This window comes from Rhizobium leguminosarum (genome assembly GCF_004123835.1).
Lineage (GTDB): Bacteria > Pseudomonadota > Alphaproteobacteria > Rhizobiales > Rhizobiaceae > Rhizobium > Rhizobium leguminosarum_M.
Genome location: NZ_MZMU01000004.1, coordinates 24,264 through 40,134, shown reverse-complemented (window position 1 = coordinate 40,134; position 15,871 = coordinate 24,264). Strand labels below are relative to the sequence as shown.

At 61.8% G+C, this 15,871-nt stretch carries 15 protein-coding genes and 1 pseudogene; 8 read left to right on the top strand and 8 right to left on the bottom strand.

Going from position 1 to position 15,871, the window contains the following annotated elements:
* The 5 genes and pseudogenes from B5P46_RS12325 to B5P46_RS12305 form a co-directional block, all read right to left on the bottom strand.
* A pseudogene (locus B5P46_RS12325) lies at positions 1-295 on the bottom strand (sugar ABC transporter substrate-binding protein); the annotation flags it as partial.
* A gap of 88 nt (positions 296-383) precedes the next feature.
* Entirely contained in the window at positions 384-1,904 is a 1,521-nt protein-coding gene (locus tag B5P46_RS12320; protein WP_129418914.1) for an aldehyde dehydrogenase family protein, read from the bottom strand.
* The gene (locus B5P46_RS12315; protein ID WP_129418913.1) at positions 1,904-2,683 is read right to left on the bottom strand and encodes an enoyl-CoA hydratase/isomerase family protein; all 780 of its coding nucleotides are present in this window, start codon (positions 2,681-2,683) and stop codon (positions 1,904-1,906) included. Before B5P46_RS12315 ends, B5P46_RS12320 begins: the two co-directional genes overlap by 1 nt.
* Positions 2,676-4,289 (bottom strand): acyl CoA:acetate/3-ketoacid CoA transferase, encoded by a 1,614-nt coding sequence (locus B5P46_RS12310; RefSeq protein ID WP_129418912.1) that lies wholly within the window; start codon positions 4,287-4,289, stop codon positions 2,676-2,678. Before B5P46_RS12310 ends, B5P46_RS12315 begins: the two co-directional genes overlap by 8 nt.
* A gap of 9 nt (positions 4,290-4,298) precedes the next feature.
* Complete coding sequence (locus tag B5P46_RS12305; RefSeq protein WP_129418911.1) at positions 4,299-5,345, bottom strand: LacI family DNA-binding transcriptional regulator; 1,047 nt, start codon at positions 5,343-5,345, stop codon at positions 4,299-4,301.
* Positions 5,346-5,716: 371 nt separating this feature from the next.
* On the opposite strand from B5P46_RS12305, the gene B5P46_RS12300 reads away from it, so the two are divergent.
* The 3 genes from B5P46_RS12300 (at position 5,717) to B5P46_RS12290 (ending at position 8,614) form a co-directional block, all read left to right on the top strand.
* Positions 5,717-6,121 carry an Imm6 family immunity protein gene (locus B5P46_RS12300; protein ID WP_129418910.1) on the top strand — a complete coding sequence of 135 codons (405 nt, stop codon included), beginning with the start codon at positions 5,717-5,719 and terminating at the stop codon, positions 6,119-6,121.
* A 276-nt stretch (positions 6,122-6,397) separates the two neighbouring features.
* Positions 6,398-7,933 (top strand): sensor histidine kinase, encoded by a 1,536-nt coding sequence (locus B5P46_RS12295; RefSeq protein ID WP_129418909.1) that lies wholly within the window; start codon positions 6,398-6,400, stop codon positions 7,931-7,933.
* A gap of 63 nt (positions 7,934-7,996) precedes the next feature.
* Positions 7,997-8,614, top strand: a complete 618-nt coding sequence (locus tag B5P46_RS12290) for a carboxymuconolactone decarboxylase family protein (protein WP_003547626.1) — start codon at positions 7,997-7,999, stop codon at positions 8,612-8,614.
* A 39-nt stretch (positions 8,615-8,653) separates the two neighbouring features.
* Here B5P46_RS12290 and B5P46_RS12285 read toward each other — a convergent pair whose 3' ends face one another.
* Positions 8,654-9,628, bottom strand: a complete 975-nt coding sequence (locus B5P46_RS12285; protein ID WP_206735344.1) for an alpha/beta hydrolase — start codon at positions 9,626-9,628, stop codon at positions 8,654-8,656.
* A gap of 441 nt (positions 9,629-10,069) precedes the next feature.
* On the opposite strand from B5P46_RS12285, the gene B5P46_RS12280 reads away from it, so the two are divergent.
* Complete coding sequence (locus B5P46_RS12280; RefSeq protein ID WP_129418907.1) at positions 10,070-10,660, top strand: nucleoside 2-deoxyribosyltransferase; 591 nt, start codon at positions 10,070-10,072, stop codon at positions 10,658-10,660.
* Here B5P46_RS12280 and B5P46_RS12275 read toward each other — a convergent pair.
* Complete coding sequence (locus tag B5P46_RS12275; protein ID WP_129418906.1) at positions 10,635-11,522, bottom strand: LysR family transcriptional regulator; 888 nt, start codon at positions 11,520-11,522, stop codon at positions 10,635-10,637. The genes B5P46_RS12280 and B5P46_RS12275 overlap by 26 nt on opposite strands.
* Positions 11,523-11,643: 121 nt before the next feature.
* On the opposite strand from B5P46_RS12275, the gene B5P46_RS12270 reads away from it, so the two are divergent.
* Together B5P46_RS12270 and B5P46_RS12265 are read left to right on the top strand one after the other, a co-directional pair.
* Positions 11,644-12,495 carry an oxidoreductase gene (locus tag B5P46_RS12270; protein WP_129418905.1) on the top strand — a complete coding sequence of 284 codons (852 nt, stop codon included), beginning with the start codon at positions 11,644-11,646 and terminating at the stop codon, positions 12,493-12,495.
* Positions 12,496-12,600: 105 nt separating this feature from the next.
* Positions 12,601-13,605 (top strand): ketopantoate reductase family protein, encoded by a 1,005-nt coding sequence (locus B5P46_RS12265; RefSeq protein ID WP_129418904.1) that lies wholly within the window; start codon positions 12,601-12,603, stop codon positions 13,603-13,605.
* Between the two features lie 44 nt (positions 13,606-13,649).
* Here the strand turns inward: B5P46_RS12265 and B5P46_RS12260 are convergent, their stop codons facing one another.
* Positions 13,650-14,645, bottom strand: coding sequence for an alpha/beta fold hydrolase (locus B5P46_RS12260; RefSeq protein ID WP_206735343.1), 996 nt, complete (start codon positions 14,643-14,645; stop codon positions 13,650-13,652).
* 135 nt (positions 14,646-14,780) lie between these two features.
* Between B5P46_RS12260 and B5P46_RS34410 the strand changes: the two genes are divergently transcribed.
* Positions 14,781-14,939, top strand: a complete 159-nt coding sequence (locus B5P46_RS34410) for a hypothetical protein (protein ID WP_164986483.1) — start codon at positions 14,781-14,783, stop codon at positions 14,937-14,939.
* Between the two features lie 9 nt (positions 14,940-14,948).
* Positions 14,949-15,869, top strand: a complete 921-nt coding sequence (gene dapA, locus B5P46_RS12255) for a 4-hydroxy-tetrahydrodipicolinate synthase (protein ID WP_129418902.1) — start codon at positions 14,949-14,951, stop codon at positions 15,867-15,869.
* Positions 15,870-15,871: the final 2 nt, after the last annotated feature.

Below are 15,871 nucleotides of genomic sequence, written 5' to 3'. Positions count from 1 at the left end.
AATCGAGCACGGTATAGCCCAGCATCTGCGATGCTGTCGGATAGGTGCCGGCTGCAACCATCGCCTTCAGCGCCGTCATCGCCGCATCGCCGCCACCGCCGGCAACAGGCACGTCCTTCCAGGCAAAACCTTCCTTCGAAAGATCCTGCTTCAAGACGTTCAGCGCCGCCGCCTCGCCGCCAGACGTCCACCAGTGCAGCATCTGCACTTCCTTGACGTCGGCGGCGCGTGCGGACACGCTAGCACCGGCCAGAGCCAATGCGATCATTGCGGTCGTGGTCAAAAACCTGTTCATCGAAGAACCTCCCAGTTCAAGTTTGGAAGGTGCGGAACCCATTCCCGCACCAATCACCCGCCCTCCTCGAGCGTAGTTCGGCCGCCGGCTAAGCCAGCTTTTCCGTCTGCGGCATCCACCAGCTGGTGCGTTTGCCGATATGCATGTTGAGTGTCTTGGTCTCGGTGTAATCTTCGACCGCATGGCGGCCGAGCTCACGGCCGAGGCCGCTTTGCTTGTAACCGCCGAAGGGAAGTTCCGAGGCGCCGTCCATGAAGCTGTTCATCCAAACCGTCCCTGCCCGCACCGACCGGCCGATCGTCAGGCACGTGTCGAAATCGCGGCTCCAGACACCGGCCGACAGGCCGTAGTCGATGGAATTCGCAATCCTGATGGCTTCGGCTGATGTCTCGAATGTCAGGACCGAAAGCACCGGACCAAACACTTCCTCGCGCGCCACGGCCATATCGGGGGTGACCTCTTCGAGGATCGTCGGCGACATGAACTGCCCCATGCCGAGATCGAGCGTCTCGCCGCCATACGCGACCCGGGCACCGCTGCTCCTCGCGCCGGCGACGTATCCTGATATCTTCTCCAGATGCTGCGGCGTGATGATGGCGCCGACCTGCGTCGAAGGATCGAGCGGGTCGCCGACCTTCACCGCCTTCGACAGCTCGGCAATCCGCTTGACGACATCGGAAGCGATTGATTTGTGAAGGATCAGCCGCGAGCCGGCATTGCAGCACTCGCCGGCGTTGAAGTATGCGCCGAAGACCGCGGCATCGATGAATGCATCGAGATCGGCATCCGGGAACACGATCTGCGGGTTCTTCCCACCCAGTTCCAGCGAGACCTTTTTCAGCGTCTGTGCGGCATTCGACATGGTCAGCTTTCCGACGCCGGTCGAGCCGGTGAAGGACACCATGTCGACGCCGGGATGCGACGTCATGACCGCGCCGACCTCGGGTCCCGTACCGGTGACAATGTTGACGACGCCATCCGGAATGCCTGCCTCCTGCAGGATCTCTCCCAGCACCAGCGTCGATCCTGAGGTCAGTTCCGAGGGCTTGACGACGGTCGTGCAACCAGCGGCCAAGGCGAATGGCAGCTTCTGGCCGACGATCAGGAACGGAAAGTTCCAAGGCGTGATGATCGACACTACGCCGATTGCTTCGCGCAAGACGACGCCGAGCGTGCCGTCGCCGAGCGTGTTGTAGCTTTCCCCGTGAAGGTCGCGGGCAAGAGCCGCCGCATAGCGCCATATGTCAACGGAGCCTGCAATTTCTCCCCGCACCTGTGTGATCGGCTTTCCTGCCTCGATCGCATCGAGAAATGCCAGCTCCTCTGCGCGCGCCGCGATCAGATCGGCAGCTTGGAGCAGGATGGCAGAACGCTCGGCAGCGGTCATTCGGGGCCACGGCCCGAGATCGAACGCCTTGCGTGCCGCGGAGATCGCACGCTCGGCGTCCTTTCTGCTGCCGGTCGGAAAGCGGCTGACCACGACACCATGGCTCGGGGCGACACGCTCGATCGGATCGGAGGAACCAGCCTCCCATTTGCCATCGATGAGCATCTTGAAATCACGCGCTTTGTGGTCGCTGAGCGCGGTGGGGTTGACGAGAACCGTCATTACCATTCTCCCTTGAACGTTGCCGGGCGCTTCTCGCTGAATGATGCGACGCCCTCCTTCAGATCGCCGGTCTTCGCAGCGAGGATCGAGCCCAGGGCTTCGACCGCGGTTCCATTGTCTTCGCCGTTCGCCGATGCGATCATCAACTTCGCGATCTCGGTCGCAGCCGGCCCCCTTGCGGCGATCCGCTGCGCATATTCCCGGGCGGCGGCGAGCGCGTTTCCTGTGGGAACAACCGCGTCTACGATCCCGAGCAGGCGTGCCTCCTCGGCGGTGAATATCTCGCCGCCCAAGGCCATACGCCGGACAGCCTGCGCCCCAAACCGGCGCACAAGACGCTGGGTCCCGGACCAGCCCGGCACCATTCCAAGGCCGGTCTCGGGCAGGCCGATCTTGATCTGTTCCTCGGCGAGGCGAATGTCCGCAACCCCTGCAAGTTCAAGCCCTCCTCCGAGGGCATGGCCATTCAGAGCCGCGATCAACGGCATTCGGAGCGTCGCCAGTCTTTCAAAGATACGGTGGCCATGCCGAACCCAGAGATGACCGAACTCCTGAGGCAACATTCCGCCCCAGGCCTTGATATCGCCGCCGGCAGAAAAGCCCTTTCCTTCGCCCGTGAGAATGGCAGCGCGCGCATTGGCGTTCGCCTCCACCTCGTCGGCCGCGTCCGCCAACGCTTTCAGCATGTCCAGGTCGAGCGCGTTCAGCTTCTCCGGACGAGAAATCGTCAGCGTCGCAACATGTCCATCGACGTCAATTCTGACTGTTCCGCTAGCCATGGAAGCTGCCCTCCAGCGTCCGTGCTCCTTTGGTTGGAAGCGACAGGCCGATCACTGCCTCCGCGAAAAGCGCCGCGTCCATGACCTTCAGATCAGGCGCAACGATTAATGGAAACTCCGACTGATCGAGGATGTGGAAATGGAGATCGACGCCGGGCGCAATCTCTGTGAGGACGATGCCATCAGGCGTCAGCTTCATCACGCACCGCTCGGTGACATAGGTGATATCCTGCCCCTGCTCGATCGCGCGCCTGCCGCTGAAGGTGACGTGTTCGACCTCGTTCACGAGCTTCTTCAGCTTGCCTTCCTTCTCGATCAGAAGGGCGCCATCGGCGATCGAAAGCTTCGCTCCGGCGTTGAACATGCCGGAGAAGACGATCTTCTTCGCCCGCGCCGTGATGTCGACGAAGCCTCCAGCGCCAGCCGTCACATGCGGCCGGAAGGAAAGCTTGGAGACGTTGACCGAACCGTCTTTGCCGATCTCGAGGAAGGAGAGCAGCGAGGCATCGAAGCCTGCACCCTGGAAATAGGTGAACTGGTAGGGAGACGGCATGTAGGCGTCGGCGTTGGAGGCGCAGCCAAAGGCGAAGTCGAGCAGCGGCACCCCACCGACCGCGCCTTGTTCGATGACCCAGGTGACCGCGCCGTGCAGCCCCTCCTCCAGCAGGATGCGCGGCACGTTGGCCGATATGCCGAAGCCGAGATTGACGCAGCTTCCCACTTGCAGTTCCTGCGCGACACGGCGCGCGATGACTTTCTGAACATTGAACTCCGGAACGCTGAATGTATCGAGCGGGCGGAAGATCTCCCCCGAAATCGCCGGATCGTACTGCGTCTGCGTCGTCTGTTTCTGTTCCGGATCGACAACCACATAATCGACCAGCATCCCCGGCACTCGGACGTCATGCGGCTTCAGCGAGCCTTCCTTGGTGATCCGCTTGACCTGCGCGATGACGATGCCGCCATTGTTGCGGGCGGCAAGCGCCTGATCGAGGCCGCCGAGATAGGCGCCTTCATGTTCGTATGTCAGGTTGCCGCGCTCGTCGGCGGTGGTGGCGCGGATGATGGCGACCTGAGGGACGATCGCAGGAAAAAACAGCCAGTCGTCGCCCTCGAAGCTGACGCGCTTGACCACCGGATGTTCCGACGCCAGGCCGTTCATAGCGCAACCCTGCCGCTTAGGATCGACGAATGTATCGATGCCGATCTTGGTCAGGACGCCCGGCCGCTTGGCGGCGGCTTCGCGATGGATATCGAAGAGGATGCCGGAGGGAATATTGTAGGCCGGGATTTCGTTGTTGGTGATCATTTGCCAGATCAGCGGCGGCTCTGATGACGACGGGCCGGACGGATAGGAACCACCGATGATGCGCTTGAGCAGCCCCTTCTTGGCGATATAGTCGACGCCCTTGATGCCGCTCATATCGCCGGCAGCGATGGGATGAAGGGTCGTAATATCACGGGGATGGCCGGTCGCATCGAAACGTTCGCCAATCGCCTTCAGCATGAGATCCGGGCAACCGAGACCGCTCGAGGAAGACACCGTTACAACAGCGCCATCCGGGATCAACGCGGCCGCTTCGGTCGGGGTGAGATGCTTTTTCATTGGCGTTACTCAGAGTCCTGTTTCGACTTTTACGCTCTTGCGGGCTCCGCAGCTCTCGCGAACAACCAGCCGAACCGCTGTTATCACCGTCTCCGCCTCGGCCTTGCCCGCATTGATCTGTTTCAGAAGCAGCTGCGCGCCGCGGCGCCCAATGCCCTGCGGATCGACCGAGACCGTCGTGAGCGCGGGAACCGCCGCCTGAGCCTCGATGACGTCGTCGAAACCCACGACCGCGAAGTCGGAGCCGGGCTCCAGACGGCGCGCACGCAATCCGTCGCAAACACCGAAGGCTACGGCATCGTTGAAGCAGACGGCTGCCGTGGGTTTGTCGGCAAGAACGATTGCTTTTCCGATCGCCTCCACCCCGCCGGCTCGCGAAGGCGCGGATGAGATGACAAGTTCTTGGTGATAGTCGATCCCGGCTGCCTCTATGCCGCTTCGGTAACCGGCAAGGCGGTCGTCAAAGACAGCGGTGTCGGGAAAGCCGCCGAGAAAAGCGATGCGCTTGTGACCGAGCTCCGCCAGGTGCTCGACGGCGGACATCATGCCAGCCCGGTTGTCGGAGACGACGGACGAGACTTTAGCGCCAGGCAGGTTTCGCACGACGACCACCACCGGAATCCCTGCGGCGACAAGCGGCTTGAAGTCTGCGGCATCGGTGGCGCGCGCCGGCGACACGATGAGCCCCGAAATGCCATGTTCCCGCATCGATGCGACAACCTCACGCTGCCTGTCGATGCTCTCACTGGTGTTCGACAGGAATTGCACGAAACCGGCCGACTGAACGACCATATCGACACCGACCGCCAGTTCGGCAAAGAAGCTGTTCGTCAGGTCGTTGACGACGACCCCGACGATCCGCGACTTGGCACCTGCCTGCCGGAGATTGGCTGCGCCGCGATTGTAGACGTAACCCAGCTCGCGCATCACGGCATTGACCTTGGACCGCGTCCCCTCATGAACCAGGGAGGAGCCCTGCAGCACCAGCGAAACCGTCGACTTCGAGACGCCGGCGGCTTTTGCGATGTCGATGACGGTTACCCGCGCCTTTGTCATTTCCCCTCCCGACGCCAACGTCGACTGACTGCAAAATATTTGGAACGTTCCAATTCTGTCAAGAGAAATTCGTACGGATTGTTATTAACTAGCATGTCCATGGCAGAATCTGGCGTTCTCTGGTCGCTGGAATTTCACTTAAAAGATTGGAACGATCTAAAATATTGATCCGGCTGAGGACCCTATGTCGATGTTTTTCGACTGCAAAATCGTACGTGGCGCACGACCGACATGCGTTGGCTGCAAAGATATGGAAATACGGGCTCGTCCGTTATTTCCGCAGAAGCGATAGGACCCCCTAGGAAAAGCAGGGAGGGCTTCTATTCTGCGTAAATAGATGTTGCGATAAGCCCAGTGGAGATCACGGAGACATGGAACTGCGCGCCGAGTTGACCGTTCTGCCGCCACGCGAACAGGCACGGCGCTTGGCAGCCGTCGCCGCGTCCTTAGTCGCACACATCGAGCGCACCGAACCCCACGCGCCCGAAGCCGAAGCCGCCTTGGCGGCAATCCGCACTTGGGGCGATGGCGGACGCCTGACAGGCCGATACTTCTCCGATCTTATCTACAGCGACAATGAGCGCGGTACGCTCCGTCGGCTCTCCGAGGCGGCAGGAAAGCCCAGCGAACACGGCTGGAACGCGCTGACGACGGCAACCCTATACGTCGCCTGGCTTGTTTGCCAGGAGACCGGCGAGCCCATGCCGAGTGATGTCAACGAAGTCGGAGAGGACAGCCTCGATCTTCTGGACGAGCAGCTGGCCAAACTCGGCTGAAGTCGACATACACGTCACCGCCGCCTGCAAGCAGTAGCAAGGCAGCTTATTCATCGAATGCTTCGGCCGTCGCAAAACGGCGGAAGAGTTCCGGATGAGGCGGCCCTTGCCATCCGCGATCGCCGCGGGCGACGTGGCAGATGACCCCAGCTCCTCCTCTTTCCCCCTCTCCAGCTTTCCGTCGAAGAACTCCCACCGACAGACATTAGCGAAACTTTATCGTTTCTGACGAATGCTACGGATACGTGCAACGCGCCAGATCTGAAGCAGGACCGGATGATGCTACACTCGTTTGAATCCATTCTGGAGAGCCTGCCTCAGGGCATTGTTCTCCTTGATCCTGCCGGTACGGTGACGGCTTTCAATTCACGCACGCTGGACATTCTCGGCCTTCCGCAAGGCGCCATTCGCAAAGGCATGAATATCGACGGATTGCCAGGCACCGCAGACTGCCGTGCAGTGGCATCCCGGCGATCGACGATCAGCAGGCCGCACACATCTCAGTTTGCACTTTCGGATGGACGAATGGTCTCACTGACCTGCGCCCCATCGAAGGATGGAGGCTGGATATTAAGCTATGAAGACATCTCGACTCTCATTCGTGTCGAAGACAGTCTGGCCGAACAACATCGCCGGTTCGACGCAGCTCTGAGCAACATGCCGCATGGGCTGTGCATGTTCGATTCGATAAAGAATCTAATACTGTGCAACGCCGCCTATGCACGGATGTACAATCTGCCGGATTTACTGACACGACCGGGAACGCCGCTTGTGGATATCCTGGCGTATCGAAGCCGGGAGGGAAATGGCCCGGCCGATGACGCGACCTATTTTGACGTGGTCTTCGAAGCGACGGCACGCGGGGCGGTGGCCAGCCAAAATATCGTCCTGGCCGATGGACGCGTTATCAAGATCACCCACAATCCGATGCAAACGGGTGGATACGTGGCCACGCATGAGGACGTGACAAAGACCGTGCGCCTTGCCGAAGAGTTGCGCCGGCATCACGATCAGCTCGAAGCGACGGTTAAGAGCCGCACGGCGGAAGTCGAGCGGCAGGCGCGGGAACTCGAGCGCATGCTGGCGCAGGAGCGGAACATCAACGAATTGCAACGGCAGTTCGTGGCGATGGCATCCCATGAATTCAGGACCCCGCTGGCAATCATCGACGCTGCTGCCCAGCGGCTGCTGCGAAAAAGGGGGGCGGTCGAGCCCGAATTTCTCAGCGACAAGGTCGATCAAATCCGCGCATCGGTGACCCGGATTGTCGATCTCATGGAGAGCATTCTGTCAGCCGGACGCCTTGATACCGGCAAGATCGACATCAACTACGACGCCTGCGCATTGAGATCATTGATAAAAACCTGTTGCGAGCGGCAGTCGACGATCGCAAAGTCGCACAGCTTTGTGTTGGATATCGATGGGCTGCCGGAGCTCATAGATGCCGATTCCCGCACTTTGGCACAGGTCTTTACCAACCTGCTTTCCAATGCCGTTAAATACGCGCCCGGAACCTCAGAAATTCGCGTCACCGCATGGGCGGAGACGGGAAACGTCAAAGTTTCGATCAGCGACGACGGGGTGGGGATCGATCCCGAAGACGTGCCTCGGCTGTTCCAGCGCTATTTTCGCGCCCGGACGTCGACCGGGATTGCCGGAACGGGTATCGGCCTCAACCTAGTGAAGCAGATCGTCGAACTGCACAACGGCTCTATAGAGGTTCGAAGCGCAAAAGGATGCGGATCGACATTTACCGTGACACTTCCCATCACGAGAAGCGGTAACGCTTCCGCGACCAATGACGCTGCCTGACGTTTCAGGATTGCTGTCCTGCTTATCTACCCTATCCTTCTCACAATAGAGGAGGATCATGCCATGGCTTTCATTCACACCCCCAATGCATCCGCCAGCGAGAAGACGACGTCGATGTATGCGTCGGCCGAGGCGAATTATGGTTATCTGCCGAACATGTATCGGGCCTTCGGCCATCGGCCGGAGGTGATGGAGAGCTGGGCGGCGCTGCTTTCGAGCATTCGCGGCCATATGAGCTTGCGGCGCTACGAGCTGGTGACGCTGGCGGCGGCCAAGGAGCTCAAATCCTCCTATTGCATGCTGGCGCACGGCTCGGTGCTGCTGCGCGAGGGTTTCACCAGCGACGGGCTGACGGCTGTTGTCAACGAGACGGAAAAGGCGCCCATCGATGCCGGCGAACGCGCGATCATGGCCTTTGCCGCCAAGGTGGCGCGCGATGCAACATCGGTTACCCAGCAGGACATAGACGGGCTGAAGAAACACGGGCTGAGCGATGCCGATGTCTTCGACGTCACGGCTGCGGCAGCGGCCCGGTGTTTCTTCTCGAAAATGCTGGATGCGCTGGGTGCTGCACCCGACCATGCCTATATCGAGCGGCTGGAGCCGAATGTGCGAAAGGCGCTCAGCGTCGGCCGAGAGGTCGAGCGGCCTCTGGCGCCGTCACCGTCCCGCGCGCAATGATGCGATGACGGAGGCGCCAGACGCCTGGTCCTGCGGCCCCTATTCCTGCGGTTTGTCGGCAAAATGCCGGATCGCAAATTCGGCGATATTCTGGCTCGACCGATCGGCATCGTCGAGCAGAGAGGGAAACAGCTGCCACTGATGGGGCATGCCCGGCCAGACCTCGGTGGTGACATCCACGCCCGCCTGGCGCGCCTTGTCGGCGAGCCGTAGTGTATCATCCAGCAGGACTTCGCCGGAGCCGACCTGCAGCAGCAGCGGCGGAAAGCCGGCCATGTCGGCATAGAGCGGTGACGCCTGGGGATCGGTCGGAGACCGGCTGCGGAGATAGGTCTTGCGCAAGGTCTCGATCCAGTCCTTGCCGACCAGCGGATCGCTTTCGGCATTTGTTGTCATGGATCCGCCCGTCGCGGCAAGATCGGTGATGGGGCTGAGCGCAATCACAGCCGCCGGCAACGGCTTTGCCGCCTGCATCTGCCGCAGCACCGTCTCGATCGCGATATTGCCGCCGGCGCCGTCTCCGGCGACGATGACATTCTCGCTCCGATAGCCATTGTCGAGAAGCCAGCGATAGGCGGTCAGCGCGTCGTTGATCTGCGCGGGATAGCCATATTCGGGCATCAGCCGATAATCAATGAGAAGAATGTCGCTGGATGCGGCCTTGGCGAGCGAGCCGGCAAGCAGGCTGTGCGTGCGGATCGAGCCGCTGGAAAAGCCGCCGCCATGAATATAGAGGATCACCCTTTGGCCGATCGGGTGATGAAGACGGGCAGGCCACATCAGCTCGGCGTCGACGCCGTCGGCATCGACCTGCCGCACCTGGATGCGCGTCGGCCCCGGCGTCGTCTCCATCAGCGTCCTGAAGGCCGTTCGCCGCTGCTGCAGGCTATCGGCGCCGGCAAAGTGATCTTTCCAGAGGCCGACGAGTTTTTCGACCTGCTCGCGCGAGGCCGGGCTTTGCGGCCCAATGTCCCGCCCGACCGCCGCCGAGGCGAGCAGCATCAGCGCAGCCAACGCGGGGAACAGACATTTGAGCCGCTTTGGGGCTCTTCCAATACCAGTTGTCAAAATCCGACCGTTCATCAACCTCTCCCGACGATGCATGGCCATGGCGGCATCTTTGGCCGGTTCGTCCACCGGAGTCAAAAGGGTGACAGGCGCAAACCCCAAGCTTTTTCATTCCGCCCGCAGCGCCTCGCCGCCTGAAGCCCCGCCGGTATCAGGCGACGACTCGATGACGGAGATAGGGCGGCTCCTCCGGACATCCCTCCGCTATGCCGGGAATGAACGTCGGCCGTTGCCCGTCCACTGCCGGCGCATCAGGCGATACTAAAAAAATTGAACAATGCCTGCCGGCACGGCTTGCCATTTGCCGCGCTTCCGTCGGAAATAGACGACATGCTTGGCTGTCCCCTACCCCCGGCGCCTCGTCTTGCTTGTGAGTGAAGGATACCGATGACCACCATTTACCTTGCCGGCCCGGAGGTCCTTCTTCCGGATGCCATGCCCATCATGGCCGAAAAACGCCGATTGGCGCGCCAGTTCGGCTTCGAGCCGACCGGTCCCGGCAGCGACGAAAACCAGACGCCGGTGAAGCGGACGGCCGCAGAGATCTACGCACGCAACGACGACGCCATGCGTCGAGCCGAGATCTGCCTTGCCAACATCACTCCCTTTCGAGGCGTCAGCGCCGATCCGGGCACGGTCTACGAGATCGGCTTCATGATTGCGCTGGGAAAAGCGGTCTTTGCCTATACCAATCACCCCGACGACTATGGTCTGCGTGTTCGCTCGATCTGGTATGCGGGACTCGATATCGATGAGACGAGCGGGCGCCCACGCGGACCGGATGGCATTGCGATCGAAAATCACGGCATGGCCGACAACCTGATGATCGACGGAGGGATCGAGGCGACGGGAGGCAAGGTGTTCCTTGCGACCGCACTCCCGGCGGACCCTGCCCGCGACCTTACGGTTTACTTCGAGGCGCTTCAGACGATCGCCGGCATCCTGGCATCTTTTACTCCGCCTTCATCGCGTCGATGACCGCCCTGAAGCCCGCCGACATATGGCGGCGGCTCGGATAGTAGAGATAGAGCGGTTCCTCCGGCTGGCACCAGTCGTCCAGGACCTGGATCAGTTCGCCGCCGGCAACGACCTTTTCCACGCGCGGCTCCCAGATGTAGGCAAGGCCGACGCCGCCGAGCGCTGCCTGCATCATCAGCTCGTGATCGTCGAGCGACAGCGGTCCGGTCGGCTGAAAGCTCACTGTCTGGCCATCCTTCTCGAACTCCCAGGCATAGCGCGCACCTGACGGAAACATGTTTTGGATGCAGAGATGGCGCTTGAGCTCGTGCGGTGTCGCCGGCTTCGACCGGGTCTCGAAATAGGCAGGCGAACCGACGACGACCAGGCGAATGCGCGGCTTGATGCGCAGCGCGATCATGCCCTCGGTGACGCGCTCGCCGAAGCGGATGCCGGCATCGAAACCCTCCTCGACGATATCGACCAGCCTGTCGGTCGCGTTGATCTCCAGCTGCAAGTTGGGATTCTTTTTTAGCAGCGGACCGATGAGGCGACCGATGACGAAGGGGCCGATCGAATTCGGCACGTTGATCCTGACCTTGCCGAACGGCGTGTCGCGATAGCGGTTCAGCGCATCGAGTGCTGCCGCCATCTCGCCGAAGGCCGGGTCGAGATGCGAGATCAGCAGTTCGCCGGCCTCCGTCAGCGAGACGCTGCGCGTCGTGCGGTTGAGCAGGCGGATGCCGATCCGGTCTTCGAGATTAAGCACGGCATGGCTGACCGCGGAGGCGGTGACACCTCGCTCCTCGCCCGCCTTGCGAAAGCTCTTGTGCCGCGCGACGGCGGCAAAGGCCGCGAGTTCGGACAGTTCGGTAGCACGCATTGCTGAATTATACTCATCATAGTTTCAAGAGTAACAAATCTTATACAGCAATGGATTTTCGGTCAAATTCACCTCGTCGGCAGAGAGATGCCGCAACCGAACAGTTCGAAAGGAATTCGTCATGAAAGTCTGGTTCATCACTGGTGCATCCCGCGGCTTCGGCGCGCTGATGACCAAAGATGCCCTTGCGTCAGGCGATGCCGTCATCGCCACCGCCCGCAACCCGAAGACCGTGACCGAGCAGTTCGGCGACCATCCGAACCTGCTTGCCGTCGCCCTCGACGTCACCAACGAGGCGCAGGCCAAGGAGGCAGCGGCTGCCGGCATCGCCCGCTTCGGCCGCATCGACGTCCTCGCCAACAATGCCGGCTACGGCCTGCTCGGCGCTGTCGAGGAAGCCACGGCCGAAGAGGTCGAAAGGCTCTATGCCACGAATGTCTTCGGCCTGCTGAAGGTGACCCGCGCCGTGCTGCCCTATATGCGCCGCCAGCGCTCCGGCCACATCCTGAACTTCTCGTCGATCGGCGGTTATTTCGGCTATCCCGGCTGGGGCGTCTACGGCTCGACGAAGTTCGCCGTCGAAGGCCTGTCCGAATCGATGGCCGCCGAACTCGAACCTTTCGGCATCAAGGTGACGATCGTCGAGCCGGGCTTCTTCCGCACCGACTTCCTCGCCGACACTTCGCTGGCGATCAGCCCGGCCTCCATCGCGGACTACGAGGGTACGCCGGCCGGCAACATGCGCAGTTTCGCTGCCGACGCCAACCATGCCCAGCCCGGCAATCCCGCCAAGCTTGCCGCCGGCATCATGACGCTCGCCAATTCGCCCAATCCGCCGCTGCGGATGCCGTTCGGCAGCGATACGGTAGCCGTGATCGAGGAGCAGCATGCCAGCGTCGAAAAGGAACTTGCCGTCTGGCGCCAACTCGCTTTGTCCACGGATTTTGCAAGCGAGGCAACGGCCTCGGCCTGAAGACCAGCGTGACCGTAGGAAAGCGCATCATGCGGCAAATTAGCATTCGCCTCACGCCTGGAATGACCTAGATCTAGGTTCGATCATCACCATGAAGAGGCGAGCATGTCCATCAAGTCCATCTGCATCTATGGCGCCGGGGCGCTCGGCGGCGCTATCGCCGCCAAGCTTGCAAGCCAAGCCGGAAACGACGCCACCATCTCCGTCGTCGCACGCGGAGCCCATCTCGACGCCATCCGCGCCAACGGTATCAGCCTGCGCGAAGCCGATGCGGAAAGGCCACTCAATGTCGGCCTCATCGCGACCGACGATCCCAGGACATTGCCGCCGCAGGACCTCGTCATCACCGGCCTCAAAGGGCATCAGCTGGCACCCGCTGCCGAAGGCATTGCAGGCCTCCTCAAGGAGGACACCCGCGTCGTCATGATCCTCAACGGCATTCCGTGGTGGTATTTTCACCGCGATACCCAGAGCCGGCATGCCGAGCTGCAGTTCGACGAGCTCGATCCCGGCGGCAGGCTGTGGCGGCTGATCGGGCCGGAACGCGTCATCGGCTGCGTGGCTTATCAGGGTGCCGAGGTCATCAATCCCGGCGAGATCCAGCTTTCCCACAACGGCCGCTTCGTGCTCGGCGAGCCCTCCGGCGACATCTCGCCCGATCTCGAGGCGATCGCCGCGGCGCTGACAGGCGCCGGCCTCAGCATTACGACGACAGCTGATATCCGCGGCGAGATCTGGAGCAAGTTGATGGGCAACGCCGCCTTCAACCCGATCAGCGCTCTGACCAGGGCGCTGATGACCGACATCATGGCGGATCCCGCCCTTTCGGCTACGGTCGGCAAGGTGATGAGTGAGGTCCGCGCCGTCGGCGAGGCCTTGGGCGCGCGGTTCAGCATGACCGTCGAACAGCGGCTGGAGCAATCACGCCATATCGGCGGCGTGCGCACGTCGATGCTGCAGGATCTGATCGGCGGCAAGGCGCTCGAAATCACGCCGTTGGTCGGCATGGTGGTGGCGCTCGGACGCCTGAGCGCCGTGCCGACGCCGGTTTCGGAAACGATCCTGGCGCTGGTGACCCAATTGGATCGGGAAAACCAGCGCGGCAGCTGATTGCGGAGAAAAAGGGGCCGGGAGAACCCCGGCCGTCTTCGTGCTTACTTTCCGACCTGCTCGGCCCAGTTCGGCGCCTTGCCGCCGCCATCGAGGAAGGTCATCGCCATATTCGCCATGAGGGGCGAAGCGAAGGTCTCGTAATGGGTGAGATCGGGCAGGATTGCCAGCCGGTTCTTCGACATGTTTTCCCGCATCCAGCCCGCATCGCGCAGACCGCCACCGAGTTTGCGGTAGAAGTCGATCATATGCTCGGGCCGGATCATGTCGGCATCGCCATAGATCAGCATAACCGGCATGGTGAGCTTGGCGACGGCGTCACTATAGTCGATGGGTTCGCGCATCAGCGCGCCCATGGCGTCGAGCAGCTTCGGAAATTCCGAAACGTCAGGCGCCACCGCCTTGTAGGAGAGGAACATCGGCGTGTCCTTCATCATGTCGGCCATACCGGCGCCGACGGCCGCCTGCTGCGGCAGCATCTCCGGGAAGAAGCCGTTCTGCGCATAGGGTGCCGAGAGTATTACCAGCCGGCGCACCTGGTCGGGCGCGTTTGCCGCCATGTTCAACGCCACCCCGCCGCCGAAGGAATAGCCGAAGACGTCGAGCTTGTCGTAACCGAGCTGCTTCACCAGGATTGCGAGATCGGCGCCGATGGCCGGAAGCTCGATGGGCCGCTTGCCGAGCGGGGTGCGGCCATGGCCCTGCAGGTCGACGGCGATCACCTGCCGGTGGTCGGTGAAAACAGGCATGACCGGCGCGAACATCTCGATCTGCCCGAGGCCGCCGTGAAGGAGCAGCAGCGGCTCGCCCTCGCCGCGGATCTCGTAGTAATAGTCGATGCCGTTGACCGGCACGCTTCCCTTCCGGACGATCGGCGCTATCGCCTTTTTGTTCTCGATACCAGGTGCATTGCCGCCCGCACCCGCCATATCCGGCACGGCCAGGAATGCGGCAGCCGTTGCGATCATCGAAATCAGCGTCATCTTCGACATGTCCTTGCTCCATGTTTGCTTGGATATCGCAAGGACGGCGGCGATCATGCGTTTCCGACAGCGCGCTTCAAAATTTCTCGCATCGGTCTTTATGTCATTCCTATATTTTCGCCTTTCGCTCCGAATGGATTTCCTATCGCAAACGGCAGTAGGCTTTTGCCATCGTTGCAAAGGTCAAACGCCATGCGAAATATCATGTCCTCCGCCTTCCACCCTCTTCGCCCGCACAGGATCACGCGCGGTAACCGGCAGATGCGCGAGAAGCGCACCGCCTGGGCGCTGATCGTCTTCGGCATCGTGCTCGCCTCCATAGAGCTTTACATCATTTATTCCGCGCTCTGAGGTCCGTCCGTGGAAACGGCTGGAACGCCGCGCCTTGGCGGCGCGATCACCGCCCTCGTTACGCCGTTTCGTCATGACGGTCTCGACAGGCCGGCGCTTCGCGCACTTGCGGAATGGCAGATTCTCAGCAGCGTCGACGGGCTGACCGTCTGCTCGACGACGGGTGAAGGCTCGACGCTTTCGCCGCAGGAGCGCGCCGAAGTGATCGACCTCGTCATTCGGTCTGCGGCCGGACGCGTGCCGGTCATCGCCGCCACCGGCACCAACTCCACCGACAGCACGATCGCGCTCACCCGCGAGGCCGAAGCGCTGGGCGCCGCCGCAGCGCTCGTCACCGTGCCCTATTATTCCAAGCCCGGGCAGACAGGCATCGTCCACCACTTCGAGCAGGTGGCGGCAGCAGGCGGACTGCCTGTCATTATCGACCATGCGCCGGCGCAGACGGCGAGCGATCTTTCGACGGAAACACTTGGCAGACTGGCCGCCATCCCGGGAATCTTTGGCATCCGCGACACCACGGGCGACATCGCTCGCTTCGTCGGCCTTTCGGCTATCCTGCGGCAGCGCTTCCGCTTCTTTTCCGGGCATGATCCTTCCGCGCTCGTCTTCACCATCGCCGGCGGCGACGGCATGATCTCGTCGGGCGCCAATGTGGTGCCGCGGCTCTTCACCTCGATGCAGCAGGCGGCCCGGGCCGGGAATCTTTCGGCCGCGCATTCGCTGTGGGATCGGCTGCTGCCGTTGATCGTAGCGCTTGGGCCGGAGGGCGATCCGGCGAGGATCAAGCACGCACTGCGGCTGATGCGCGGGCTGGAGGTCGAGCTTCGCCTGCCGCTTGTCGCCGCCGAGCCGGAACTGTGTTCGGCCATCGGCGAAGCGCTTGTGCCCTTCCTTGACGAAAGCAGCGCGAGGAAGGCGCTATCCCTATGAGA